Source organism: Vaginella massiliensis, assembly GCF_900089075.1.
GTDB lineage: Bacteria > Bacteroidota > Bacteroidia > Flavobacteriales > Weeksellaceae > Weeksella > Weeksella massiliensis_A.
This window is the reverse complement of record NZ_LT593746.1, coordinates 23,649-47,983: the sequence shown is the minus strand read 5'-3', so window position 1 is coordinate 47,983 and position 24,335 is coordinate 23,649. Positions and strand designations below refer to the sequence as shown.

Here is a 24,335-nt window from a genome sequence, read left to right as displayed (position 1 = left end):
TGATTTTTTGGTTTTCTAAACTATACCTATTTTTACCGAATGAAAAGAAATCCAGCTTTAGTAGGTTTTTTGGTCGTTTTGGTTACGTTTGGCGTCCTTTATATAATTTATTCGACCTTTTTAGAAAAGAAAATGGGCTATGTTATCGACAATCCTTCTTCCGAACAATTGGCGTTGGATATCAACGGTAAGGAGTTTGTCATCGCTCCCAATCAAACCATGAGAATCGATTTGATGCGTGGCGAGAATCGAGTAAAATACGTCTATCGCGACAGAAAAATAGACACGGTAATCAACATAAAGAAAGCAAACGGTTTGTTGAACCCAACAGGCGAGACCTATTATACCTTCAAAAGACCTTATGGAATGCGAAACAATGTCGATTCGCTTTTCAAATCAAACCATATTACAATCGATGATAAAGTCTATTTTGGCAGTATTTTGAAGTCGGATCGGCTGTATATAGAGAATTTCTATTATAACCTCGACGAAGATCTTCCGAAAATTTTTATCAAAAAAGGCGAAAAACATACCGATTTGATGAAGATTTTCAACGAAAAAGATTTTAAACAATTTTATTTTGAAAATTACGAATAAAGAGAATGGCAAAACACGATAATGTTACTCCTTACCAAGAGTCGGACCTTACCAAGAAAAAACAAGTAGAACAGATGTTCGATAATATTTCGCCGAAATACGATTTGTTGAATCGTGTTTTGTCGGGAGGTATCGATGTACAATGGCGCAAAAAAGTAATCGAAATTGTACAAAAAGCGAACCCGCAAACAATTCTCGATATTGCCACTGGTACGGGTGATTTGGCGATAATGATGGCAAAAAAGACCAATGCGCGCGTTACAGGTTTGGATTTGTCGGCCGGAATGTTGGAAGTTGGACGAGGAAAAGTAGCAGCAGAAAAACTGTCGGATAGAATCGAGATGATCCAAGGCGACTCAGAGAATTTGCCTTTTGCAGATCATTCGTTCGATTGTGTTACGGTCTCGTTTGGCGTGCGAAATTTCGAAAATTTAGAAAAGGGTTTGAAAGAAATTCACCGCGTGTTGAAACCCAACGGAACCTTTGTGATTTTGGAGTTTTCCTATCCGTCTCAATTCCCCATGAAACAGTTGTACAGCTTCTATTCTTCAACCTTATTGCCCATGATTGGTCGATTGGTTTCCAAGGATCAAAGCGCGTATACCTATTTGCCAGAGTCTATCAGTGCTTTTCCGCAAGGCGAAGAAATGAAAGCTATACTTAGCGGAACAAATTTTAAAAATCCCGTAGATCATCGTTTAACATTTGGAATAGCAAGTATTTACGTTGCTGTAAAATAAATTTTGATTATATTCGTTCCGATAAAAGTTATGAAGGCAAAATTATTACTTATCGCGACCGTTTTAGGTATAAGTTCTTTCGGACAATTTAGACCCAATTACGATAAAGAATGGAATCGTGAATTTACCGATCAGAAAAAATTTTCGTTCGGATTCTATTTAGGAACAAATTTACTCTCGTACAAAGTTGTACCCAAAGAATTTTCTGACAATGGAATACAAGATGACGGAGCAGACCAAGACGGAATGGTGTATTTAGCTCAAGAAAATTCACCTGGGTTTTCGGTCGGACTTGTTGGTCGAATGCGGGTAAATGATTACATCGACCTCAAGACAGAACCAGGAATCCATTTCGCCGAGCGTACCTTATACTTTCGCAATGTAGGGTTGGTGAACGAAGCCGATTACAAACGTGACGTAAAATCTACCTATGTAGAAATTCCAATTCTGATCAATTTTCATGGCAATCGTTGGTTCAATACACGCCCTTATATGCAAGGAGGATTCGGGTATATGATGAATTTGCAATCGAATCAAGACAAAGAAGATGATAATTTGGCGGGAGTTTTCCGTACCACCACCAACAATTTCAATTGGCAGGCAGAAATTGGGGTCGATATCTATTTTAAAAAGTTCAAAATGACACCCGCACTCAAAGGTGTATTTTTCTTTAATAATGAGATGGTACGAGACAAAGACGAAGAGAACTATCCGAATTATACCGGCACCTTGTACGACCTGAAAACACGAGGCGTATTTTTGTCCTTAAAATTTGAATAAAAAAATAACAAAAACAAACAAAAAAATAAATGAACTTTCAGCTTACAGAAGAACAATTGATGATACAACAAGCAGCACGTGATTTTGCTGTTTCAGAATTATTACCGGGAGTTATCGAACGCGACGAAACCTCAACCTTCCCACACAACGCCGTGAAAAAAATGGGCGAACTCGGGTTTTTGGGAATGATGGTCGACCCGAAATATGGAGGAGCAGGGCTGGACAGCGTGTCTTATGTTTTGGCAATGGAAGAAATTGCAAAAGTAGACGCTTCTGCTGCCGTAGTCATGTCGGTAAACAACTCCTTGGTTTGTGCCGGGATGGAAAAATATTGTACCGAAGAACAAAAACAAAAATACCTAGTGCCGTTGGCAAAAGGCGAAGTAATCGGTGCGTTTTGTTTATCTGAGCCAGACGCAGGGTCAGATGCAACATCACAAAAAACCACAGCAGTAGATATGGGCGAATATTATTTACTGAATGGTACCAAAAACTGGATCACCAACGGAGGCAACGCTTCTACTTATTTGGTGATTGCCCATACCAATCCAGAAAAAAAGCATAAAGGAATCAATGCGTTTATCGTAGAAAAAGGTTGGGAAGGATTCGAAATAGGACCAAAAGAACAAAAAATGGGAATCCGCGGATCGGATACGCACTCTTTATTCTTCAACGATGTGAAAGTGCCAAAAGAAAACCGCATAGGTGAAGATGGATTTGGTTTCGCATTCGCCATGAACGTTTTGAACGGAGGACGAATCGGGATCGCTTCTCAAGCTTTAGGAATTGCACAAGGAGCGTACGAATTGGCCCTGAATTACGCTAAAATTCGTAAAGCTTTTGGTACAGAAATTATCAATCACCAAGCGGTTGCGTTCAAATTGGCAGATATGGCTACGAATATCACGGCAGCAAGAATGTTGTGCTTCAAAGCAGCAGTTGAGAAAGATGAAGGAAAAGACATTTCAGAATCTGGTGCAATGGCAAAATTATTCGCTTCTACCACCGCGATGAATGTAACAACCGAAGCAGTTCAGATCCATGGAGGAAATGGTTATGTACGTGAGTATCACGTAGAACGCATGATGCGCGACGCAAAAATTACGCAGATTTACGAAGGAACCTCAGAAATTCAGAAAATTGTTATTTCTCGTTCAATAGCGAAACGATAATATTTAAAATTCAATAAATGAAAGGAGCCTTTTTGGTTCCTTTTTTTATACCCTATATTTGCAAACGGAAAAAATATAACAAATGAAATTAATCCGTTTTGGAGAAAAAGGAAAAGAAAAGTTGGGCATCGTAATCGATGATGTGCGATACGACGTCTCAGCTTCAGGAATTGAGTATAATGAACAATTTTTTGCAAGCGAAGCTCTGCAAGAAGAATTAATGGATTATATCGAAACCAATCGCCAAGATTTACCCATAGTCGCAAACGAGGTACGCCTTGGACCACCGCTAGAAAAGCCCGGGAAAATAGTCTGTGTAGGGCTCAATTTCGAAGACCATGTAAAAGAAACGGGGTTAGAACAGCAACCCGAACCCATCATGTTCCTCAAAGCAAATCAGTCATTTTGCGGTCCGCAAGACGGCATTATGCAGCCGTTTGGCTCGCTGAAAATGGATTGGGAAACCGAATTGGCAGTCATCTTTAGCAAACGAGCAAGCAACGTAACAGAAGAAGAGGCAATGGATTACGTCTACGGTTATGTGTTGATGAATGATATTAGCGAACGACATTTTCAAACCGATAGAGGAGGGACGTGGGATAAAGGAAAAGGTTGCGACACCTTTGCACCAGTTGGTCCGTGGATTGTAACCAAAGACGAGATTGCCGACATCAATAATGTTGGATTGTGGTTGAAGCTCAACGGCGAAATGATGCAAGATGGTAATACGCGAGATTTCATTTATCGTATTCCCAAATTAATTTCATACCTCAGTCAGTTTTTATCTTTTATGCCAGGCGATATATTATCAACAGGATCACCAGCAGGCTCGGGCATGGGAAAAGATCCACAAATTTGGTTGAAACCTGGCGATGTAATTGAGTACGGCGGAGATTATTTGGGCAGCACAACACAACAGATTTTGGCGTATGATAAAGCCTTAATTTAATCGGTAAAAATTTTATCTTTGCCAAGTTATAATAAAAGCATTCTAAAAAAATACAAATAATTGCAAATTCCTTTTTGGATTACAAAAAGGAATTCGTACATTTGCACCCCGATCATAGCGTCGGGATTTATGTAAAATATTAAAAATCAAGATAGTGGACACGTTAAGTTACAAAACTACATCAGCCAACAAACAGACTGCTCAGAAAGAATGGGTAGTAGTGGACGCTTCTGACCTGAGTTTAGGACGCCTATCGTCAGGTATTGCGAAGCTAATCAGAGGGAAACACAAGGCAAACTTCACGCCTCACGTAGATTGTGGAGACAATGTAATTGTGTTGAATGCAGAAAACATCAAACTTACGGGTAACAAATGGGAGGATAAATTATACATCCGTCACACAGGTTATCCAGGAGGTCAAAGATCGTTGACAGCTAAAGAGTTGTACAATAGAGATCCGAAACGTTTGATCGAAAAATCTGTAAAAGGAATGTTACCTAAAAATAAATTAGGAGCAGCATTGTTGAAAAATTTATACATTTTTGAAGGGGCAGAGCATCCGCACGAAGCTCAGAAACCAACAAAAATAGATATTAACCAATATTTATAATTAGAACCATGGCAATAGTTCATAAAATAGGACGTAGAAAGACATCTGTCGCTCGTGTATATTTACAAGAAGGAAACGGTGAAATCTTTATAAACGGTCGCTCTTTAGAAGATTATTTTGGTACAGAGGTTTTACGTTACAAAGTACAACAACCTTTCTTGCTTACAGAAACAAAAGATAAATACGATGTAGCAATCAAAGTGTTTGGGGGTGGACATACAGGTCAAGCAGAAGCAATTCGTTTGGCAATCTCTAGAGCACTATGCGAAGTAGATGCAGAATTCAGAGCTTCTTTGAAACCAGAAGGATTATTGACACGCGACCCAAGAATGGTTGAGCGTAAAAAATTCGGTCAGAAAAAAGCACGTAAGAAATTCCAATTCTCTAAACGTTAATCGATTATTCAAATTATTAAAAAATCCATTTTCCGTTGGTTTAGCATCTAAACAATTGAGGCGAATACATGACCACTCATTTGTTGCTTGTTGAGAAAACGGAACGTAAACTAAGAAAATAAGAAAATGGCAAAAGTAAATGTAAAAGACCTTTTAAATGCTGGTGTGCATTTTGGTCATTTAACAAGAAAATGGAATCCACACATGGCTCCTTATATCTTCATGGAGAAAAATGGAATCCACATCATCGACCTTCACAAAACTGCAGTGAAATTAGATGAAGCTTCTGAAGCATTGGGTAAAATCGCAGCATCGGGACGTAAAATCCTTTTCGTTGCAACCAAAAAACAAGCAAAAGATGTAGTTGCTAAACATGCTGAAGAAATTAACATGCCTTATATTACAGAACGTTGGCCTGGAGGTATGTTGACTAACTTTGTTACTATCCGTAAAGCAGTTAAAAAAATGAACTCAATCGACCGTATGAAAAAAGACGGAACGTTTGAAACATTGTCTAAAAAAGAAAGATTACAAATCGATCGTCAAAGAGCTAGTTTAGAGAAAAACTTAGGTTCTATTGCAGATATGACCCGTCTACCATCTGCTATATTCGTAGTAGATACCGTGCGCGAACACATCGCAATTGCCGAAGCAAAAAAATTAGGTATTCCAGTTTTTGCTATGGTAGATACCAACACAGACCCACGTGTCGTAGATTACGCAATCCCATCAAACGATGACGCTTCTAAATCTATCGATATCATCTTGTCTACTGTTGCTGAATCTATCAAAGAAGGTCTGTCTACGCGTAAAGCTGAGAAAGAAAAAGCAAAAGAAGGAGCTGAAAAAACAGAAACTGAAGCTTAAAAAATCTTAGATGATCATTTCATCGAAATAATCACAAAAACTGTAGCTCCTACATTTTCGGATGTATGAGCTACTTTTGATTCGTTACAACACAAAAAATACTAATAAAACAAAAAAGAATTATGAGCTATAAAGCAACAGCCGCTGAGGTAAGTAAATTGAGAAATGCTACTGGAGCAGGAATGATGGATTCTAAAAAAGCTTTGGAAGAAGCTGGAGGAGATTTCGATAAAGCTGTAGAAATCCTACGTAAAAAAGGTCAAAAAGTTGCAGCAAACAGATCAGATCGCGAATCTACCGAAGGTGCTGTCATCGCAAAAGTAAACGAAGCACACAACAAAGGGGTAATCATCGCTTTGAACTGTGAAACAGACTTCGTGGCTAAAAATGAAGATTTCGTAAAATTGGCAAACGAATTGGCAGAATTAGCATTGAACTTCTCTACCAAAGAAGAATTGTTGAAAGCACCTTTCCACGGTATCACGGTAGAAGAAAAACTTACAGAGCAAACAGGAGTAATCGGTGAAAAAATAGAAATCGGTAACTTCCAAACCATCGAAGGATCTGCATTGAACGCTTATATCCACGCTGGTAACAGAATCGCAGCTGTAGTGGCTTTGTCTGGTGATCACGACGGCGCAAAAGAGGTTGCTTATGATGTTGCGATGCAAGTTGCAGCAATGAATCCGGTGGCTTTAGACGAAACACAGGTAGAACAATCGGTAATCGATACTGAATTGTCTATCGCTAGAGAGCAATTGGTTGCAGAAGGTAAACCAGAAAATATGATAGAAAATATCGCGCAAGGTAAACTTCAAAAATTCTTCAAAGAGAATACACTGGTTCACCAAGCATCGATCAAAGATGGTAAAACATCGGTAAAAGATATGGTAAAAGCGGTAAATCCAGATCTTACTGTAAAAGGATACATCCGTTACGCAATCTAATTTTTCTCAAAACATACCGAGAAAAAGTTTTATAAAAAAACAAATCCGATCAAAATTCTCTTGGTCGGATTTTTTTATGTTCTTGCTGTTCAACAATTATTATGGCAAGCTTACCGTGTGGTTTTCATCGTTTTGTTCCAAAAATATTTTTCCTCGCAAAATACCTTGTATCGTCTTTACCAATTCGTTCTCAAACGTTGCCCGAAGTTGCGATTGATGATAGATAAGACTCACCTCACGTGTTGGTACTGGATGCTCGAACTGTCGAAGGTTTTGCTGTAAATCGCTCGGTAAATCTTCGGCTTCCAAGGCTGGCAACAAAGTCATCCCATAACCATCATTTGCAAGTTTTATCAAAGCATCAAAACTTCCGCTTTCAAGTTTTATCGGACTTTGCTTCAATTTAGAAGTCTCGCACAACGCCAAAACATTATCGCGAAAACAATGGCCTTCTTGTAAGATCAATAAGTCTGCCGTATCCAAATCAGATTCCGAAATGAGGTCTTGTCCTGCCAACCGATGATTGGGCGGAATATAAGCTATAAGTGGCTCGTAATAGAGCGTTTTTTCTATCAATTGATCTTCGTAGAGCGGCGACACCACAATCCCAAAATCCAACGAGCCTTCTTTTACCTCTTCGATTATTTTTTCGGTCTGAAGTTCTTTGATGATGAGATTCGATTTCGGATTGTTCTTTACGAAAGTTTTATAAAAAAGCGGAACCAAAGTGGGTAAAATGGTTGGGATTACTCCGATTTTGAAATCGCCCTCCAACTGTCCTTTCTCTTCGTTTACCAAATGTTGCATACGGTTGGCTTCTTTGAGTATGACTTTCGCCTGGTTGATGATTTTCTGACCGATTTGCGTGATTTTGATCGGATGTGAAGTGCGATCGAATATCTCGATGTTCAATTCTTTTTCTAATTTTTGTATTTGCATGCTCAACGTTGGTTGAGTGACAAACGATTTGTCTGCCGCAACAGTAAAGTTTTTGTGTTCAGCTACCGCTAAGACATACTGCAATTGCACGAGGGTCATAAGAATATAATATTTGCAATAAAGTTAAGAAAACTTACGACTAATAATATTATAAAATGAAAAAGCACCTTCGTTTTCGAAGGTGCCTTTATACAAAAAACTTGTTTGAATCTTATTTGTTCAATGATTTTTGTAATTCAGCAGCCCAATCTGACAATTTTTTTGCATCTTCTGGAGTAAGTTTTTGAGCAAGTGTTGCCATTTCTTTAGTATATTCTACTGCTTTCCCTTGTAATTCAGCCAATTTAGCTTGGTCTCCAGATGCAGCTACTGTTTTCAACTCGTGTACATAAGCAGCGTATTTGTCTGCAAATGTTTTTGCTTCTGGCGAGCTGAAAGCTGGCATTTTTTCAAGAGTTTCCATAACGTTTACTGCCTCGTCTCTTGCGGTTTCTGTAGCGTCGTTGGTAGTTTCAGAAATTACTTCTTGCGTATCTTTTACGTTGTCAACTTTTTTTTCCGCTTCGCTTTTACATGATGTAAATGCAACCAAACCTAAAACTGATAATCCTAAAATTGCTTTTTTCATTGTTTCAATGTATTTATAATAGTTTAAAATATTAACACAATAAAAGTAAGAATTCTTTATTATTTTTACTTTAATTCTTCTTTATTTTTTTTCATCGTTTTCTAAAAACTGAACTTCGTACAAATTATGATAAAATCCTTTCTTAGCCAACAATTCTTCATGTGTACCAAATTCAACAATCATTCCATTATCCATTACCAGTATTTTTTCTGCATTTTTTATGGTTGCCAATCGGTGTGCAATAATGATGGAAGTACGCCCTTCGGTCAATTTTTCTGTCGCGCTTTGGATCATTTTCTCCGATTCGGTATCGATAGACGAAGTTGCCTCGTCTAGCACCAAAATCTGAGGGTTGTAAAGGTATGCTCGTAGAAACGAAATCAATTGTCGCTGCCCTACCGACAAGGTCGAACCTCGTTCGCTAACTTCGGTATAATAGGCTTTCGGAAGTTTTGATATGAAATCGTGAATTCCAATAATTTTTGCTGCATTTTCTACCTCTTGCAAGCTAATGTTTTTGTTTCCCAATACTATATTATCGAAAATCGTGGTGTTGAACAAGAAAACATCTTGCAAGACAACAGCCACGTGTTGACGAAGATTTTTTATTTCGATATCGTACAAATCATGCCCATCGATCAATATTTTACCCGAATCGATGTCGTAAAAACGGCTTAGTAAATTGATGATGGTCGATTTTCCTGCGCCTGTAGAACCTACAATCGCAATAGTTTCGCCGGGTTGGGTGGTAAACGAAATGCCCTTCAGAACCAGGTTGTTGGGTACGTATGAGAATTTTACATTTTCAAATTCAATTTTACCTTCTATACGATCCAATTGTAAGCTTCCAGTGTTGGGCAAAGTTTCGTCTGAATCCAATATTTTGAAAACTCGATCAGCTCCTACCAACCCCCGTTGTATCGAGTTGAAGCGTTCTGCAATCTGTCGCATAGGTTGCGTGAGCATGGTGGTAAACGAAATAAACGCAATGATGTCACCAACCGAAACATCGCCATGGACCGCAGTTCGTAATCCGCCAAACCAAATCATAGAACCAATTGCAGTCGCCGAAACAATGTCGACCACCGGAAATAGTAATGAAAAATAAAGCACCGTTTTCAGGTAAGTGCCTTTCAGTTGGTTGTTGATGTTGATGAATTTTTGGTATTCCCGTTTTTCTCGGTTGAAAAGTTGAATGATGTTCATCCCTGTTAGGCGTTCTTGTACAAAAGAATTGAGATTTGCGGTAAAGGTTCGCTCTTCTTGGTACACATTTTTCAAGGCTTTCTGAAAAAATCGCGTGATGATCATCATCAAAGGTAAAATCAAAATCACAACCGTGGCAAGCGTCCAGTTCATGTAATACATCATTCCAACAATGAAGATGATGCGTAAGAAATCACCCAAAATTACCAAGATGCCATCGTTGAAGACCTCTGCAATGGTTTCGATATCCGACACCGAGCGTGTCACCAAAACACCATTGGGTGTTTTGTCGAAATATCCGAGTTTGAATGTCAGTAAATGATTATACAATTTTACCCGTAAAAAACGAATGACCCGTTGAGCGACAACGTTTGCCAAATAGATCAGAAAGAAAGCTAAAATTCCTTCCAAGACCAAGGTAATACCAATGAGGATCAATTGTTTTTGTAAGCCAGGAGCATCATGATTCAAGATGTATTCATCAATGGCATTTCCCGTTAAATAAGGGCGATAAATGGATACCGCCGAACTCATGAAAGCTATAAAAATTACCGTGAAAAACAACCCTTTGGATTGCATTCCGATGCCAATGACGCGTTTCAGTCCATTATAATCAAACGATGTGTTGTTTTTTTCGCTCATGATTCGAAGAGGTCTTCTGGGTATTGTACATCCACCAAAAATAATCCCTGTGCTGGTGCAGATGCTCCTGCAAAGCTACGGTCTTTTTTTTCAATAATTTGTGCAAAATCTTTGACGTTTATTTTTTCTTGTCCCACTTCTACCAATGTTCCCACAATTGCACGTATCATGTTGCGTAAAAAGCGATCGGCCGTGATTTCGAATCGCAACAATCTGTCTTCCAGGTAAATCCATTCGGCTTTGTAAACTTCGCAAATGTTGGTTTTTACATCGGTATGCAATTTAGCAAAACTACCAAAATCGGTTTTTTGAATCAACAATTTCCCAGCTTCATTCATCAAATCCACATTCAGTGAGTGTCTTATTTGCCAAGATTGATCGAAATTGAACGGATTTTTACCTTGTTGTATATAATAATGATAGGTTCTCGACAACGCATCGAAACGCGCATGCGCATCTTTTTTCGTAGGATGAATCGCATAAATGCTAATATCTTGTGGCAAAAAAGCATTTAGTTTTTTTACGAAATCTTCGGGTAAAGGTAGATCGTAATCAAAATGAGCAAACATTTTTTGGGCATGAACGCCTGTGTCTGTTCTGCCCGCTCCAGTGATACTGATGGGTTGCCGAAGTAGGGTTGATAAACAATATTCAATTTTTTCTTGTACCGAGATTTGCTGAGGCTGTATTTGCCATCCAAAATAATTTTTTCCGTTGTAGGCTAATTCTAAAAAGTATCGCAAGATATCCTAAATTTGAAATACAAAAATACAACATTTGAAAAAGATACTTTTACTTTCCGATACGCACTCCTATCTCGACGATCGTATTTTGGCACATGCCCAAAAGGCAGATGAAATATGGCACGCTGGTGATATCGGTAATCGACAAGTCTTGGATCGGCTGCAGGCGCTGAAACCCGTTCGGGCGGTTTATGGGAATATCGACGATGCAACCATAAGAAACGAATGCCCCGAAAATCAGATTTTCGAGCTCGAAGGGGTAAAAGTTTTGATGACGCATATCGGAGGCTATCCGCCAAAATATTTGAGCCGTGTAAAAGATTTGATCAAAACTCATCAACCCAAATTGTACATCTGTGGGCACTCGCATATCTTGAAAGTGATGCCCGACCCCAAGTTTCATTTGTTACACATGAATCCGGGAGCTGCGGGCAAACATGGTTTTCAACAAGTGCGTACCATGTTGCGATTCGAATTGAATGCTGGTAGAATAGAAAATTTAGAAGTCATCGAGTTTGACCAATAATCAAAAAGCGTAAATTTGAGCGTTAGCTAACATTTTATAAAAAAGCTTTTGGAATACTTTTCATTGAAACATTGATTTGCTATGAAAAAAAATGAAGTAAGTGCTTGACAACAAGAGTGTTTTTGTAAATTTAGCAAACTAAGGGGGTAAAAACAAAATGTACATAATACTAATAACCAAAAAAGTCTTTTTTATGCAAACAAAACAAAATGTACATTTACTACCATTTTACTACTGCATTAATACCATTTATGTTACTATTGAAACGGTTTTACTGTCAATATAAGGTGATAACTACCCAAATTGTACTGTTGTAGCGTAAAAAATAAGATTTAACAGCTTTTCAATACACTTTAATTGGCTGTTTTTTTATGCTTTTTTGTTCTCTGCTGGAAAATAGAAATCACGCTAAAATATTAGTTCTAAATTCAGTTCTAAATTCAGTTCTAAATTCAGTTCTAAATTCACTTTATGTAAAAAAAATATACGAATCTCGTAGGTGTAGCTCTCTTGGATGTATTTATTAAGCGTTAAAAACTAATATTCGCAGGGGTGTAATCCCGAAATAAATATTAATACTTTTGGTGTATTTGATTGATTGACATTAGTTTATATAGTAATCTTGCGATTGGTCGAATAAATAGTGGTTACAATATGATCAATTCGCAACTTTACTCAAGTCTTACGACACCAATGACTATGGCAACAGCATAAATCTGCGATAAATGCAACTCAAAAGGTTCGTATTTTTCATTTTCTGATACTAGAGTAATATGCTCGTTATCTTGCCCTTTGTGGATCCGCTTGATTAAGGCTCCTTGGTTGGTATCTAGCACATAGACTTTGTTCCATTTTTCCTAATTTTAGTCCGAGTTTTTCTTTATATTAAATATTAATTCAGTTTTTCTCATTCTTTTAGCGAGTTTATATTATTCATCTAATAGAGATTCTGTAATATGTTGATAGCATTCTATTATATCTACAAAATTTCTGTTGCCTTTAGTATTTTGGATATACCAAGCTTTATTTAATGACAAAATAGCGAGACTTACAAAATATATGTAGAATATTAATATTTTTTTCTAGTAGTAAAAGAAAATCCAGATAATGTTTTTGTTTCTATGTTGGGCAATTTCGATTGTAAAGTTGGCGAGTTCGGATCTTAAATATTATTGAATTACGCAAACAAATATTTATTATGAATAGAATGACTAATTTATAAATAAATATTGATATAGAGTGTTAATACACAGTGTTTGGTGATTTTAAAATTTAAGTCGCATATAAAGTATTATTTCGTATATTTAAGTGGTAGCTGACATTTTATAAAATAGCTTTCGGATTACTTTTCATTGAAACTTTGATTTGTAATGAAAAAAATTGAAGAAAGTACTTGACAACAAGTGGTTTTATAAATTTTGCAATAGTAGGAGGAAACTGAAAGAACGACTTTAAAAAAGAGTGTAGGCGCCAATTTAAATTTATATATTTATGAAAAATTTATTTTTATCATTATCGATTTTATTAGTAGGTAGTTTTGCGGTTGCAAATCAAAACTCAAATAACACCAAAGTAAATGAGTATGAGTATTACACAATTAACGAGGATATGAGTGTAACCTATTGTGTTTCTGCAGGCGGGCAATTATTTTGTTGTGAAGCGGCTACGTATCCTGAAGCACAATCTTGTGCTAGAAGTATGGCAATACAGGCTTTTGAACCACAAGGATAATTATATGTGAGGCAATATTTGTCTCACTTTTAATATATAAAATTACAATATATGAAAATTCTATATCTACTATTGATTACATATTATTTTATACCTAAATGTAATTCTCAGACAATTCAAATAGACTACTATTATAATTATAAATATTCGGAAGTAAATCCAAAGGACACGTTATTAGGCAAATTGCTTCATCAAAATGAAATATCAGTATTTAACATTCCAAAATATTTTTTTAAACCAAACACAATTGATTTTGATATGGACGGAAATATTATAGGTGAAATAGATTCTGTTCAAAATCAAGTTTATAAAAATTTTAAAGAAAAAAATATATTTTCATATTCGGATGTATTATTTCAAAAAAAAATAACAATAAAAGAACCTATCATAGATGTGAAATATACGTTAACTGGTAATAGGAAAATCATTCTAGGATTTGAGTGCAGTGAAGCTAAATTTGATTATAAAGGAAGAACCTATTTTGCTTATTTCACAGAATCAATCCCTATAAAAGATGGACCATGGAAATTTTATGGTTTACCAGGATTAATATTAGATGTAAGAGAGGAAAATGATGTAATTCATTTGTGGGCAATAAAAATAAATCAATTAAATGATGATTTGAAAATTGCTCCAACAATTGAGCTAACAAACACAAAAAGTTGGGAACAAATAATCACCGATGCAAAAAAAGCATACTTTGATTACAAAGAATGTTGCAATAATGCCACAATTTACACACCCAATGTAATTGAAATGTATGATCTAAACAATTAAATATCATATTATGAAATATATAATTTTGATTATGACATTTATTTTACCGTCATCTTTAACATTTTCTCAAGTTGGAGAAAATTTAGATAATGATAAATTTAGTGCATTATATTTAGTAACTTCTACTCATATTGATGAAAAAGGAAAAGAATATCATTCAATACCGGCAGAATTTGAATTATTGTACGACTCCAAAATGTCACAATTTGAATATATCCCCAAGATAAACAACCGCCAAGAAGAAGGAGATTTCTTTACAATGGCTTCTTCAGGTATTATCTTTGTGAACCTAGAACAAAATAAAATGTATGAAAGAAAATCATCATTAGGAAAAAATTATTTCATTGAAGACTCCATACCAAAATTTAATTGGAAACTAATATCTGACGATGAGAAAAAATTTAAAACCTATATATTAAAAAAAGCAATATATGAGAATTTAGAAGACAATATAATTGTTACGGCATATTATAGTGAAGAAATGACTTGTCCCTTTGGGCCAAGCTTATATGGAGGTTTACCCGGATTAATTTTCGAAATTCAAATCGAAAAAAAATATGGAAATAATTTAAAAGATATCACATATTACAATCTTGTAGAAATAAAAAATACAAACAAAGAATTTAAAAAAATTAATTTCACAAAATCCATTACATATGAAGAATATCAAAAATTATATAAAAAAGCGTTAAAGAACATGATGGAAATGAATAACGGTGGAGTAGACACTTCTGATTAAAACGTCAGCTAACAAGGTATTGTCAAAAGCGGGGCTAAAGTGAATAACTCAACATCTGCCCTAATATACCGCCAAAAACGAATTTTATTCGATTTTTATTTTTAAATTTAACTCATAAAAATTCGTTTTGGCTCGCCTCAGTGCAAAATCGAAACTTATCGCACCGATTTCTCCGCCTTCGGCAATACCCAATACGATTAAATCTAAAACGTTATATGAAAAAAATGTTATTGATGATGCTGTTGTCTATTGCAACAATGGCAACGGCACAGAAAAGCGAAATAAAACTGGGTGATTTTAACTTTCTGAAAGATCAAAAAAAAGTGAAAGTCGTATTCGATTATTCTAATCTGAAAATCAATGCCGATAGTATTTCAGAGGCAGAATACATTGCCAAACGCAAAGATGATTTAAATTCAAAAAATCCAGGAAATGGAGATGCTTGGATCGATAAATGGAAAGGAGCAAAAGAATCGATTTGGGAACCGAAATTCATGGAGTTGTTGTCGAAATATGCGACCAAAGATACTGGAATTCAGTTTTCTAAATACGCAGAAGATACGCCCTATACGCTTACCGTAAGAGTAGATTGGATATATCCAGGTTGGGATGCTTTTGTCATGAAACAATACGCAAAAGTTTCGTCAACTCTAATTTTTACAGATTCGAAAAATAAAGGCGACAAAAAATTGATTATAAAATACAAAGAAGCGCCAGGTGATCAGTACGGAAATAATTTCAGTAACGAATCGCGTATAGGAGAAGGATTTGCCAAAACAGCCAAAACTTTTTCTAAAAATCTTGAAAAAGCCTTGAAGAAATAATGCAAAAACAATCCGCAACTGCGGTTTGTTTTTTTTATGCCTTACTCATCTTGATTAGATGCGCCATGTTGCGAATCACTTTGTTGTGTTTTTTAACAAACGGATTTTCTTCGTTCCAAACATAACCAGCCAAAACAGCACAAATTTTTTCTTTCACCTGTGGATTTTCGGGCTGAAAAAAGAATAACTCTTGTAGATTTCCAGTATACCATTCTTTTACATAGGTCGAAAAAACGTAGATTCCGCGTTTCATGTAAGCTTCGTATTCTACTGCCCAATCGACTGCTTTTCCTTGTATTTCTTTGATAATCAATTCGGCAGCCAATGCTCCCGATTCGGTGGCAAAACAAACGCCAGACGAAAATACGGGGTCCAAAAATTCGGTACTGTTGCCTGTCAAAACATAGCCTTTGCCGAACATCTTTTTTACAGAGGTCGAATAATTTTTTAGCAATTTTGGTTCGAAGAGAAACTCGTGTCCTCGGAATCGCTCGCGATAAAAATCTGAACGATTGATTGCTTGTTTCAGAGCAGCGTCCATAGAGCCAGCGTCTTGTATCAATTGTTCTATATAGGCGGTGTTGCCTACAATTCCGATACTCGTATTGCCATTAGAAAACGGAATTACCCATAGCCAAACTTCGGTTTCGAGGATGTCGAAGGTTATCTGTGTGCCTTCTCGTCCTGCTGGGCGGTTGGTTTCCGTGGTGTGCGAGAAAATCGCGGAGTGCGGACTCAAATTAGAATCATCGTGTAGGTTGAGCAATCGGGGTAAAACTCGACCATATCCGCTGGCATCGATGATATATTTTGCATGGATGACAGACGAGACGCCAGTTTTGTCTACAACCGTGATGTCAGATCCGTCTTCGCGGATGGCGACATGCGTAACTTCGGTTTCAAAAGCAATATCGACTCCTTTTTTTTGTAATTCGTCTGTGATGGCTTTGTCAAAATCGGCACGCGGAACTTGCCATGTCCAATCCCAACCTTCGCCGAATTTTTTACTAAAATCGAATTCACAAACCTGATTTCCTCTTATGAAACGAGCTCCACTTTTTACCTGAAAATCATAAGCATTCAAAGCGTCTAATAAACCCGCTTCTTCAAATCGATCCATAGATCTTGGAAGCAAGCTTTCGCCAATGACCAATCGAGGAAATCGCATTTTTTCGACTACTTTTGTTTGGATTTGATGTTGATGCAAATAGGCAGCAGCAATACTACCAGCGGGTCCGGCACCGATAATCAAAACATCAACAAATTCTTGATTCATAATTAATTTTTATAATGTTAAAAATATTATAATTTTGTAAACCCAATATAAGTGAAACGAAGGTACATCAAACATCACAAATTTTAATATTAAAATTATTCGAATTCTACTTATCCTATGAACCCTAACCCAATCTTAATGCCGTTCGCCGATATCGAAGCCGTTGTTTTTCATCAGCAACCTCTAGCGTTTGATCATGAAACTAAAAATCAGGTACAAAAAAGCTTCGATTTCTTACAATCTTTTATCCAAGATAAAATAATCTACGGCGTCAATACAGGTTTTGGTCCTATGGCTCAGTATCGAATTGCAGATGATCAGCGGTTGCAATTGCAGTACAATCTGATTAGAAGTCATGCGACAGGACAAGGAAATCTACTCTCGCCCGAAATGGTAAGGGCTTCTCTTGTAGCGCGTTACAATACTTTATCTTTGGGATATTCGGGGGTGCATCCTTCGGTTTTGGAATTGATGAAAGAGCTGATCAATCGAGAGATTTACCCCGTAATTTTTGCACACGGTGGCGTTGGGGCGAGTGGCGATTTGGTGCAATTGGCACACATGGCGCTATGCTTAATTGGCGAAGGTGAAGTTTGGTATAAAGGAGAAAGACAAGAAACCAAAAAAGTTTTCGAATTAGAAAAATTATCGCCCATCGAGATGCACATTCGCGAAGGTTTGAGCATCATGAATGGTACAGCCGTGATGTCTGGAATTGGCGTTGTTAATTTGCATTATGCTTACAAATTGTTGAAATTGGCAATTCAGGCATCTTGCCTTGTAAATGAGTTGGTGGCGGCCTACGACGATCATTTTTCGGTTGAGCTCAATCGGGCAAAATTGCACGAAGGCCAATTGTGGGTGGCCGAGCAAATGCAAGAGTTTTTGCACGATAGTGAAAATATTCGATCTCGTCAGGCTCATTTGTACAGCGGTCAGAATACAGAAGAAATTTTTTCAGTCAAAGTTCAAGAATATTATTCGCTGCGTTGTGTACCCCAAATTTTGGGACCTGTGAAAGATTGTTTGGCGGGTGTGGAGCAAATTTTGGTTCAAGAAATCAATTCGGCTAGCGACAATCCGATAGTAGATTTGGAGCAAGGGCAAGTCTATCACGGCGGAAATTTTCATGGTGATTATGTGGCGTTCGAAATGGATAAAATGAAATTGGCAATTACCAAACTCAGCATGCTAATGGAGCGCCAATTGAATTATATACTCAACTCGAAAATCAACGAGATTTTGCCTCCTTTTGTCAATTTAGGTAAATTAGGATTCAATTTTGGGATGCAGGGCGCTCAGTTTACAGCAACCTCTACGACAGCAGAGAATCAAACCCTTTCCAATTCGATGTACATTCATAGCATTCCGAATAACAACGACAATCAAGACGTGGTCAGCATGGGCACCAATGCAGCCGTAATTTGCAATCAGGTTATCGAAAATACATTTGAGGTGCTTGCCATCCATCTGATGAGCATTGCGCAAGCAATAGAAGCAAGAGACTTACAAAGAAAATTGAGCACAAATTCGAGAAAATTTTATCGCGAAATCAGAAATATTGTGCCTGCAGTCTATGATGATATCATACTTTATCCGTATATTAAACAATTAAAAGATTATATAAAAAACGCCTAAATGAAAAAAGTAGCATTGGTCACGGGTGGTTCTAGAGGTATAGGAAAAGCAATTTGTGTACAATTGGCTAAGGAGTTGGGCTATCATATTTTAATCAATTATCAATCCAATAAAGAAGCCGCTTTGCAAACTTTAAACGAGTTGAATTTACATGGGAAGACAGGCGAAATCTTAAAGTTTGATGTAGCAAATCAGACCGAAACCCAACAGGTTTTGCAGGCTTGGAAGGATGAAAATCTGAACGCTAAAGTAGAAGTGATTGTCAATAACGCAGGGATTACCCGAGATGGACTGTTCATGTGGATGGAGAAAAACGATTGGAAATCGGTTATCGATACCAGTTTGGATGGTTTTTATCATGTGACCCAATTTTTCATTCAAGATTTATTGAGGAGTCGTTACGGTCGAATCATCAACCTTGTGTCGGTTTCAGGACTGAAAGGCAATCCAGGACAGATCAACTATTCGGCAGCCAAAGGCGCTGTGATAGCAGCGACCAAATCTTTGGCACAAGAAGTAGCGAAACGCAATGTAACGGTGAATGCGGTTGCTCCAGGTTTTATTGAGAGCGACATGACCGCAGAAATGAATCAACAAGAACTCAAAAAAATGATTCCGACCAATAGATTCGGAAAACCAGAAGAAGTCGCCCATTTGGTTGCCTTTTTGGCATCAGAAAAAGCATCTTACATTACAGGAGAAGTCATCAATATTAACGGAGGAATATATTCTTAAACAATGGAGCAGAGAGTAGTCATTACAGGAATGGGGATTTATTCGTGTTTGGGGACGTCGCTCGATCAAGTTACCCAATCTTTACGCGAAGGCAAATCTGGAATTGTTTATGATGAAGAACGAAAAGAATACGGTTTCAAATCGGCCCTAACAGGCAAGGTTCCAACTCCAGACCTCAAAAAATTGTTGAATAGACGACATCGCGTAACCATTGGCGAAGAAACAGAATACGCCTATTTGGCAACCTTAGAAGCCTTAGAAAATGCTCAAATTCCTCATGAATATTTCCAAGAGCATGAAGTGGGGATTTTGTACGGAAACGACAGCGTATCCAAGGCGATAATAGAAGCCACCGACATTGTACGCCAAAAAAAAGACACCTCGTTGATCGGTTCTGGAGCCATCTTCAAGTCGATGAATTCTACCGTAACCATGAATCTGTCTACGCTTTTTCAGTTGAAAGGTGTGAATATGACTATCAGTGCAGCCTGTGCAAGTGGTTCGCATTCGATTGGTTTAGGATTTATGATGATAAAAAATGGCTTGCAAGACATGATCATTTGTGGAGGAGCACAAGAAATCAACAAATATGCCATGGCAAGCTTCGATGGTTTGGGTGTGTTCTCTGCACGCGATCAAGATCCTACCAAAGCCTCGAGACCATTCGATCGTGATCGCGATGGGCTCATTCCGAGCGGTGGAGCAGCCACTTTGATATTAGAGAGTTTAGAATCGGCTCAAAAACGCGGTGCCAACATTATCGCAGAAGTAATTGGTTACGGATTCTCATCCAACGGCCGACATATCTCGACGCCCAATGTAGACGGCCCAACTGTTGCCATGCAAAAAGCCTTGAAACAAGCTGGGATAGTGCCAGATGAAATCGCCTACATCAATGCTCATGCAACCTCTACACCGGTTGGAGACCGCAACGAGGCACAAGCCATCTTCAACGTTTTCGGCGGTCGACCTTATGTCAGCTCGACCAAATCCATGACTGGACACGAATGCTGGATGGCAGGAGCAAGCGAAATTGTCTATTCTAATTTGATGATGCTCAACGGTTTTATAGCACCCAATATCAACTTTGAAAATCCGGATGAAGTTTCGGCACAATTAAATATTCCAAACAAAACCGTAAATCAAGATTTTGACGTATATTTGTCCAATTCTTTTGGATTTGGCGGAACGAATTCTGCTTTGATAATTAAGAAGTTTAAACGATAAATTTAAAATGATTAAAACCGAAATATCAGATAAAATAAACGAGATTCTAATAGAAGAATTTGAAATCGATGGTGATCTAATTTCAGACGAAAAAAATGTGAAAGAAACCTTGGATCTCGACAGTTTAGATTATGTGGATTTGGTGGTCATTATCGAGTCGAATTTTGGCGTAAAATTGGTGAAAGATGATTTTTTGAAAATGATAACTTTTCGAGATTTCTACAATATTATCCAACAAAAATTAGACGAAAAAAGTGCTTAGATGAGCCAATGGAATGGTAAGTCTCGCGGGACTTTACTAGGATATAAAATATTTGTTTATAGTATAAAAAAGCTAGGAGTTAGGGCTGCTTATTCGGTCTTGATTTTTGTAGCTTTTTATTATTTTATAGTAGCCTGGGAAAGCAATCGAGCAATCTATTATTACCTGCGACATCGCCAACAATTTTCTATCTTTAACTCGATTTTTGGAGTATACAAAAGCTATTTCGTTTTCGGGCAAACCTTGATAGACAAGACGGCAATTTCGATGGGAATGCGCAATCGGTTTACCTATGAATTCGACGGAATTGAAATTTTGCAAACCTTAGTTGCCGAGAAAAAAGGAGGCATATTGATCAGTGCTCATGTCGGAAATTTTGAGATTGCCGAATATTTTTTAGATGAGGTGAATTTAGACCTCAGTATCAACCTTGTCACCACAGATTTAGAACACAATGCAATCAAAGCCTATATGGATAGTATTCGGGTAAAATCGAATATAAAATTCATCATCATTCAAGAAGATTTGGCGCACATCTTTCAGATCAACGAAGCCTTGGCAAATAACGAACTCATTTGTTTTACAGGTGATCGCTATTTTGAGGGAAATAAAGTATTGAAAGAGGTTTTGTTAGGTGAGCGAGCATTGTTCCCAGCTGGTCCCTACCATATAGCATCAAGGCTCAAAGTGCCGGTGGCTTTTGTCTATGTGATGAAGGAGAAGAAGTTGCATTATCATCTCTTTACTCGTCGTGCAGTCTACAAACATCGAGATGCCCAATCATTGCTCAGCGAGTATTGCCAAAGTGTCGAAAAGATTGTTTTGCAATATCCGTATCAATGGTTTAATTATTTTGATTTTTGGAAAGCATTAAAAAATTAAAGGGTATGAAAAACGTTTTGGTAATCTATTATTCCCAATCTGGGCAATTGAAAGAGATTGCAGATTCGGTTAGTTTACCATTTGTAGAAGATCCGACCTATCAGGTGGATTTCTACAATATTCAGATGGAAAACGATTTTCCGTTTCCGTGGGATAAAGAACAATTTTTCGGCGTTTTTCCTGATTCTTTTTTGCAGAATCCTCATCCTTTTCATCCACCAAATCAGAAAATTTTAACCACCGATTATGACCTGATTTTGTTGCATTACCAAGTCTGGTATTTATCACCATCTATTCCGATCAATTCTTTTCTGAAAAGTAAATTTGCTTTTCAACTGCTGCAAGGAAAGCCCGTGGTTACCATAAGCGGAAGTCGAAATATGTGGGTGTATGCACAAGAAAAAATCAAACGACTATTGTTAGATAATCAGGCTATTTTGGTAGGAAACATAGCGCTTACCGATCGCAACATCAACCTAGTGAGCGTCGTTACGGTGGTCGACTGGATGTTTTCTGGTGTGAAGAGAAAGCCTCACGGATTTTTCCCTATGCCTGGCGTTGCAGAACACGAAATAAAAGCAGCGAAAAAATTTGGCGCGATTATAAAAAAACATTCTTCATCCGAGGATTATCGCAGTCTACAACAAGAATTGATAGAAAATAATGCAGTAGAAATTCGATGGTTTTTGGTATCGATGGATAAAAAAGCCAACCGATTGTTTAGCATTTGGGCCAATCTTTTTCAACGAAATCCACACCAAAAAACTCGCTTAATCAAACTCTTTCATTTATATTTGCTTGTCGTGATTTGGATGATTTCACCGATCGTTCATTTGGTAGAAACGATCTTTTATCCATTTTTTTATTATAAAATTCAAAAGCAAAAACGATACTATCAGCGTGTCGAACATCAATAATGTCGAACAAGGTTTACATCACAAAGAGTTCAAAATATCTGCCCAATCAGCCAATCGGGAATGAGGATATGGAAAAATATTTGGGAGAAATCGACGGAAGAGCATCCAAAGCGAGAAGAATAGTTTTGCGTAACAACGGCATTACGACCAGGTATTATGCCCTAGACCAGCATCAAAATTTTACGCATACTAATGCCCAACTCACCAAAAATGCAATAGAACAATTATTCGACGAATCGTTCTCTCGAGATCAATTAGAAATTTTGTCTTGTGGCACCTCAACTCCCGATCAGTTGTTGCCTTCTCATGCCGCTATGGTACATGGTTTGTTGAAGGGTAAAACGGTCGAGCTGAATGCTTCAACCGGAATTTGTTGTTCGGGGATGAACGCACTCAAATTTGCTTTTTTAGCAATTTTGTCGGGTCAGGCCGAAAATGCCATTTCAACTGGGTCTGAATGCGTTTCACCTTGGATGATCGCAGAGCGCTTCGAAAAAGAAATTCAGAGTCTAAAGGAATTAGAAGAACAACCCGTTTTGGCATTCAAAAAAGATTTTTTACGCTGGATGTTATCAGACGGCGCAGGAGCTTTTTTGCTTCAAAACAAACCCAACGAGAAAGGTATTTCTTTGAAAATCAATTGGATGGATTCGGTTTCTTATGCCAATGAGTTGGAGACGTGCATGTATGCCGGAGGCGAAAAGCTGCCCGATGGCAGTATCAAACCTTGGCAACATTTTTCGACAGACGAATGGTTGAAAGAATCTATTTTTTCGATCAAACAAGATGTTAAAATTCTCGACGAATATATCCTCAAAAAAGGAGTGGAGAGCCAATTGAAAGTTTTAGAAAAACGAGGCGTCAGCGTTCAAGATTTCGATTATTTTTTGCCTCATATTTCATCCTACTATTTCAAAGAAAAATTATATCAAGAATTCAAAGATGCGGGACACGAAATTCCGATAGAAAAGTGGTTTTTGAACCTCTCTAAAGTTGGAAATGTTGGGGCAGCATCGATTTATGTGATGGTCGAAGAATTGATGAATTCTGGACAACTGCAAAAAGGAGAACGAATCTTGTTGTCGGTGCCAGAAAGTGGACGATTTTCTTATGCTTACGCTTATTTAACAGTGGTTTAAATTCTGATTTATGAAATTACCGATACACGATAGTAAAACCATCCAACGTTTTATTCCTCAACGAGATCCTATCGTTATGGTCGATGCGCTGTACCATTACGACGAGCGAGAGGTCTTGGGCGGACTTACCGTAAAGCAAGAAAATATATTTTTTTTGGATGGATGCCTCAACGAACCCGGACTCATCGAACACATGGCGCAAACGGTTGCTTTGCACACTGGTTTTCGCTTTTACCTGAAAAATCAGCCGGCACCAACGGGTTACATAGGGTCGATCAAAAGCATAGAAATTATGCGCTTACCAAAATTAGGAGAAAAAATTGTGACCTCTGCCGAGATTTTACAAGAGGTAATGGGCGTTACATTGGTACAAATAATCGCCAAAATAGACCAAGAAATAATATCGGTTGGCGAGATGAAAACGGTTTTGGCACCAGAATAAAAATT

28 protein-coding genes are annotated in these 24,335 nt (G+C 37.5%); 22 read left to right on the top strand and 6 right to left on the bottom strand.

Annotated features, from left to right (window positions below; genetic code table 11):
* Nucleotides 1-39 precede the first annotated feature (39 nt).
* From BN8061_RS01385 to tsf, 9 genes are all read left to right on the top strand, one after another.
* Entirely contained in the window at nucleotides 40-597 is a 558-nt protein-coding gene (locus BN8061_RS01385; RefSeq protein WP_068595698.1) for a hypothetical protein, read from the top strand.
* A 5-nt stretch (nucleotides 598-602) separates the two neighbouring features.
* The gene (gene ubiE / locus BN8061_RS01380) at nucleotides 603-1,337 is read left to right on the top strand and encodes a bifunctional demethylmenaquinone methyltransferase/2-methoxy-6-polyprenyl-1,4-benzoquinol methylase UbiE (RefSeq protein ID WP_068595696.1); all 735 of its coding nucleotides are present in this window, start codon (nucleotides 603-605) and stop codon (nucleotides 1,335-1,337) included.
* 30 nt (nucleotides 1,338-1,367) lie between these two features.
* Nucleotides 1,368-2,117, top strand: a complete 750-nt coding sequence (gene porT, locus BN8061_RS01375; RefSeq protein WP_068595693.1) for a type IX secretion/gliding motility protein PorT/SprT — start codon at nucleotides 1,368-1,370, stop codon at nucleotides 2,115-2,117.
* A gap of 29 nt (nucleotides 2,118-2,146) precedes the next feature.
* Nucleotides 2,147-3,289, top strand: a complete 1,143-nt coding sequence (locus tag BN8061_RS01370; RefSeq protein ID WP_068595689.1) for an acyl-CoA dehydrogenase family protein — start codon at nucleotides 2,147-2,149, stop codon at nucleotides 3,287-3,289.
* 82 nt (nucleotides 3,290-3,371) lie between these two features.
* Nucleotides 3,372-4,238, top strand: a complete 867-nt coding sequence (locus BN8061_RS01365; RefSeq protein WP_068595687.1) for a fumarylacetoacetate hydrolase family protein — start codon at nucleotides 3,372-3,374, stop codon at nucleotides 4,236-4,238.
* Between the two features lie 154 nt (nucleotides 4,239-4,392).
* The gene (gene rplM / locus BN8061_RS01360; protein ID WP_068595684.1) at nucleotides 4,393-4,848 is read left to right on the top strand and encodes a 50S ribosomal protein L13; all 456 of its coding nucleotides are present in this window, start codon (nucleotides 4,393-4,395) and stop codon (nucleotides 4,846-4,848) included.
* A gap of 8 nt (nucleotides 4,849-4,856) precedes the next feature.
* Nucleotides 4,857-5,243 carry a 30S ribosomal protein S9 gene (gene rpsI, locus BN8061_RS01355; RefSeq protein ID WP_068595682.1) on the top strand — a complete coding sequence of 129 codons (387 nt, stop codon included), beginning with the start codon at nucleotides 4,857-4,859 and terminating at the stop codon, nucleotides 5,241-5,243.
* A 126-nt stretch (nucleotides 5,244-5,369) separates the two neighbouring features.
* A complete protein-coding gene (gene rpsB / locus BN8061_RS01350) occupies nucleotides 5,370-6,110 on the top strand; it encodes a 30S ribosomal protein S2 (protein ID WP_068595676.1) in 741 nt (246 codons plus the stop codon).
* A 122-nt stretch (nucleotides 6,111-6,232) separates the two neighbouring features.
* On the top strand, nucleotides 6,233-7,057 hold the full coding sequence (tsf, locus tag BN8061_RS01345; RefSeq protein WP_068595671.1) for a translation elongation factor Ts: 825 nt from the start codon (nucleotides 6,233-6,235) through the stop codon (nucleotides 7,055-7,057).
* Nucleotides 7,058-7,156: 99 nt separating this feature from the next.
* On the opposite strand, the gene BN8061_RS01340 is transcribed toward tsf, so the two are convergent.
* The 4 genes from BN8061_RS01340 to truA all read right to left on the bottom strand — a co-directional run bounded on the left by BN8061_RS01340 (nucleotide 7,157) and on the right by truA (nucleotide 11,215).
* Nucleotides 7,157-8,095 (bottom strand): hydrogen peroxide-inducible genes activator, encoded by a 939-nt coding sequence (locus BN8061_RS01340; protein WP_068595668.1) that lies wholly within the window; start codon nucleotides 8,093-8,095, stop codon nucleotides 7,157-7,159.
* A 112-nt stretch (nucleotides 8,096-8,207) separates the two neighbouring features.
* The gene (locus BN8061_RS01335; RefSeq protein ID WP_068595665.1) at nucleotides 8,208-8,624 is read right to left on the bottom strand and encodes a hypothetical protein; all 417 of its coding nucleotides are present in this window, start codon (nucleotides 8,622-8,624) and stop codon (nucleotides 8,208-8,210) included.
* 81 nt (nucleotides 8,625-8,705) lie between these two features.
* The gene (locus BN8061_RS01330; RefSeq protein ID WP_068595663.1) at nucleotides 8,706-10,472 is read right to left on the bottom strand and encodes an ABC transporter ATP-binding protein; all 1,767 of its coding nucleotides are present in this window, start codon (nucleotides 10,470-10,472) and stop codon (nucleotides 8,706-8,708) included.
* Entirely contained in the window at nucleotides 10,469-11,215 is a 747-nt protein-coding gene (gene truA, locus BN8061_RS01325; protein WP_068595659.1) for a tRNA pseudouridine(38-40) synthase TruA, read from the bottom strand. Before truA ends, BN8061_RS01330 begins: the two co-directional genes overlap by 4 nt.
* A 34-nt stretch (nucleotides 11,216-11,249) precedes the next feature.
* On the opposite strand from truA, the gene BN8061_RS01320 reads away from it, so the two are divergent.
* Entirely contained in the window at nucleotides 11,250-11,741 is a 492-nt protein-coding gene (locus BN8061_RS01320; protein WP_068595657.1) for a metallophosphoesterase family protein, read from the top strand.
* A 671-nt stretch (nucleotides 11,742-12,412) separates the two neighbouring features.
* Here BN8061_RS01320 and BN8061_RS12395 read toward each other — a convergent pair.
* Entirely contained in the window at nucleotides 12,413-12,577 is a 165-nt protein-coding gene (locus tag BN8061_RS12395) for a S24 family peptidase (RefSeq protein WP_394330290.1), read from the bottom strand.
* A 655-nt stretch (nucleotides 12,578-13,232) separates the two neighbouring features.
* Here BN8061_RS12395 and BN8061_RS01315 point away from each other — a divergent pair.
* From BN8061_RS01315 to BN8061_RS01300, 4 genes are all read left to right on the top strand, one after another.
* A complete protein-coding gene (locus BN8061_RS01315; protein WP_068595651.1) occupies nucleotides 13,233-13,472 on the top strand; it encodes a hypothetical protein in 240 nt (79 codons plus the stop codon).
* Nucleotides 13,473-13,523: 51 nt separating this feature from the next.
* A complete protein-coding gene (locus BN8061_RS01310; RefSeq protein WP_013597273.1) occupies nucleotides 13,524-14,249 on the top strand; it encodes a GLPGLI family protein in 726 nt (241 codons plus the stop codon).
* A 10-nt stretch (nucleotides 14,250-14,259) separates the two neighbouring features.
* A complete protein-coding gene (locus BN8061_RS01305; RefSeq protein ID WP_013597272.1) occupies nucleotides 14,260-14,988 on the top strand; it encodes a GLPGLI family protein in 729 nt (242 codons plus the stop codon).
* 215 nt (nucleotides 14,989-15,203) lie between these two features.
* On the top strand, nucleotides 15,204-15,812 hold the full coding sequence (locus BN8061_RS01300) for a hypothetical protein (protein ID WP_068595649.1): 609 nt from the start codon (nucleotides 15,204-15,206) through the stop codon (nucleotides 15,810-15,812).
* Between the two features lie 34 nt (nucleotides 15,813-15,846).
* Here BN8061_RS01300 and BN8061_RS01295 read toward each other — a convergent pair whose 3' ends face one another.
* Nucleotides 15,847-17,088 (bottom strand): NAD(P)/FAD-dependent oxidoreductase, encoded by a 1,242-nt coding sequence (locus BN8061_RS01295; RefSeq protein ID WP_068595647.1) that lies wholly within the window; start codon nucleotides 17,086-17,088, stop codon nucleotides 15,847-15,849.
* A gap of 117 nt (nucleotides 17,089-17,205) precedes the next feature.
* On the opposite strand from BN8061_RS01295, the gene BN8061_RS01290 reads away from it, so the two are divergent.
* Genes BN8061_RS01290 through BN8061_RS01255 form a run of 8 tightly spaced genes read left to right on the top strand, consistent with a single transcriptional unit; the run spans nucleotide 17,206 to nucleotide 24,330 of the window.
* Nucleotides 17,206-18,726 carry a flexirubin biosynthesis tyrosine ammonia-lyase FlxA gene (locus tag BN8061_RS01290; RefSeq protein WP_068595645.1) on the top strand — a complete coding sequence of 507 codons (1,521 nt, stop codon included), beginning with the start codon at nucleotides 17,206-17,208 and terminating at the stop codon, nucleotides 18,724-18,726.
* The gene (fabG, locus tag BN8061_RS01285; protein ID WP_068595643.1) at nucleotides 18,727-19,461 is read left to right on the top strand and encodes a flexirubin biosynthesis SDR family reductase FlxB; all 735 of its coding nucleotides are present in this window, start codon (nucleotides 18,727-18,729) and stop codon (nucleotides 19,459-19,461) included.
* A gap of 3 nt (nucleotides 19,462-19,464) precedes the next feature.
* Nucleotides 19,465-20,688 (top strand): beta-ketoacyl-[acyl-carrier-protein] synthase family protein, encoded by a 1,224-nt coding sequence (locus BN8061_RS01280; protein ID WP_068595641.1) that lies wholly within the window; start codon nucleotides 19,465-19,467, stop codon nucleotides 20,686-20,688.
* A gap of 7 nt (nucleotides 20,689-20,695) precedes the next feature.
* A complete protein-coding gene (locus BN8061_RS01275; protein WP_068595640.1) occupies nucleotides 20,696-20,950 on the top strand; it encodes an acyl carrier protein in 255 nt (84 codons plus the stop codon).
* A complete protein-coding gene (locus BN8061_RS01270; RefSeq protein ID WP_068595638.1) occupies nucleotides 20,951-21,832 on the top strand; it encodes an LpxL/LpxP family acyltransferase in 882 nt (293 codons plus the stop codon).
* A 5-nt stretch (nucleotides 21,833-21,837) separates the two neighbouring features.
* Complete coding sequence (locus BN8061_RS01265) at nucleotides 21,838-22,749, top strand: hypothetical protein (protein WP_068597842.1); 912 nt, start codon at nucleotides 21,838-21,840, stop codon at nucleotides 22,747-22,749.
* Nucleotides 22,749-23,888, top strand: coding sequence for a dialkylresorcinol biosynthesis protein DarB (locus BN8061_RS01260; protein WP_068595635.1), 1,140 nt, complete (start codon nucleotides 22,749-22,751; stop codon nucleotides 23,886-23,888). Before BN8061_RS01265 ends, BN8061_RS01260 begins: the two co-directional genes overlap by 1 nt.
* 10 nt (nucleotides 23,889-23,898) lie before the next feature.
* Nucleotides 23,899-24,330 (top strand): hotdog family protein, encoded by a 432-nt coding sequence (locus BN8061_RS01255; RefSeq protein WP_068595634.1) that lies wholly within the window; start codon nucleotides 23,899-23,901, stop codon nucleotides 24,328-24,330.
* The last annotated feature ends 5 nt before the right edge of the window (nucleotides 24,331-24,335 follow it).

Excerpts from the sequence above, each read along its gene's own strand:
- BN8061_RS01385 (WP_068595698.1), top strand. The coding sequence starts at position 40 with ATGAAAAGAAATCCAGCTTTAGTAGGTTTTTTGGTCGTTTTGGTTACG.
- ubiE (WP_068595696.1), top strand. The coding sequence starts at position 603 with ATGGCAAAACACGATAATGTTACTCCTTACCAAGAGTCGGACCTTACC.
- porT (WP_068595693.1), top strand. The coding sequence starts at position 1,368 with ATGAAGGCAAAATTATTACTTATCGCGACCGTTTTAGGTATAAGTTCT.
- BN8061_RS01370 (WP_068595689.1), top strand. The coding sequence starts at position 2,147 with ATGAACTTTCAGCTTACAGAAGAACAATTGATGATACAACAAGCAGCA.
- BN8061_RS01365 (WP_068595687.1), top strand. The coding sequence starts at position 3,372 with ATGAAATTAATCCGTTTTGGAGAAAAAGGAAAAGAAAAGTTGGGCATC.
- rpsI (WP_068595682.1), top strand. The coding sequence starts at position 4,857 with ATGGCAATAGTTCATAAAATAGGACGTAGAAAGACATCTGTCGCTCGT.
- rpsB (WP_068595676.1), top strand. The coding sequence starts at position 5,370 with ATGGCAAAAGTAAATGTAAAAGACCTTTTAAATGCTGGTGTGCATTTT.
- tsf (WP_068595671.1), top strand. The coding sequence starts at position 6,233 with ATGAGCTATAAAGCAACAGCCGCTGAGGTAAGTAAATTGAGAAATGCT.
- BN8061_RS01340 (WP_068595668.1), bottom strand. The coding sequence starts at position 8,095 with ATGACCCTCGTGCAATTGCAGTATGTCTTAGCGGTAGCTGAACACAAA.
- BN8061_RS01335 (WP_068595665.1), bottom strand. The coding sequence starts at position 8,624 with ATGAAAAAAGCAATTTTAGGATTATCAGTTTTAGGTTTGGTTGCATTT.
- BN8061_RS01330 (WP_068595663.1), bottom strand. The coding sequence starts at position 10,472 with ATGAGCGAAAAAAACAACACATCGTTTGATTATAATGGACTGAAACGC.
- BN8061_RS01315 (WP_068595651.1), top strand. The coding sequence starts at position 13,233 with ATGAAAAATTTATTTTTATCATTATCGATTTTATTAGTAGGTAGTTTT.
- BN8061_RS01310 (WP_013597273.1), top strand. The coding sequence starts at position 13,524 with ATGAAAATTCTATATCTACTATTGATTACATATTATTTTATACCTAAA.
- BN8061_RS01305 (WP_013597272.1), top strand. The coding sequence starts at position 14,260 with ATGAAATATATAATTTTGATTATGACATTTATTTTACCGTCATCTTTA.
- BN8061_RS01300 (WP_068595649.1), top strand. The coding sequence starts at position 15,204 with ATGAAAAAAATGTTATTGATGATGCTGTTGTCTATTGCAACAATGGCA.
- BN8061_RS01295 (WP_068595647.1), bottom strand. The coding sequence starts at position 17,088 with ATGAATCAAGAATTTGTTGATGTTTTGATTATCGGTGCCGGACCCGCT.
- BN8061_RS01290 (WP_068595645.1), top strand. The coding sequence starts at position 17,206 with ATGAACCCTAACCCAATCTTAATGCCGTTCGCCGATATCGAAGCCGTT.
- fabG (WP_068595643.1), top strand. The coding sequence starts at position 18,727 with ATGAAAAAAGTAGCATTGGTCACGGGTGGTTCTAGAGGTATAGGAAAA.
- BN8061_RS01280 (WP_068595641.1), top strand. The coding sequence starts at position 19,465 with ATGGAGCAGAGAGTAGTCATTACAGGAATGGGGATTTATTCGTGTTTG.
- BN8061_RS01275 (WP_068595640.1), top strand. The coding sequence starts at position 20,696 with ATGATTAAAACCGAAATATCAGATAAAATAAACGAGATTCTAATAGAA.
- BN8061_RS01270 (WP_068595638.1), top strand. The coding sequence starts at position 20,951 with ATGAGCCAATGGAATGGTAAGTCTCGCGGGACTTTACTAGGATATAAA.
- BN8061_RS01265 (WP_068597842.1), top strand. The coding sequence starts at position 21,838 with ATGAAAAACGTTTTGGTAATCTATTATTCCCAATCTGGGCAATTGAAA.
- BN8061_RS01260 (WP_068595635.1), top strand. The coding sequence starts at position 22,749 with ATGTCGAACAAGGTTTACATCACAAAGAGTTCAAAATATCTGCCCAAT.
- BN8061_RS01255 (WP_068595634.1), top strand. The coding sequence starts at position 23,899 with ATGAAATTACCGATACACGATAGTAAAACCATCCAACGTTTTATTCCT.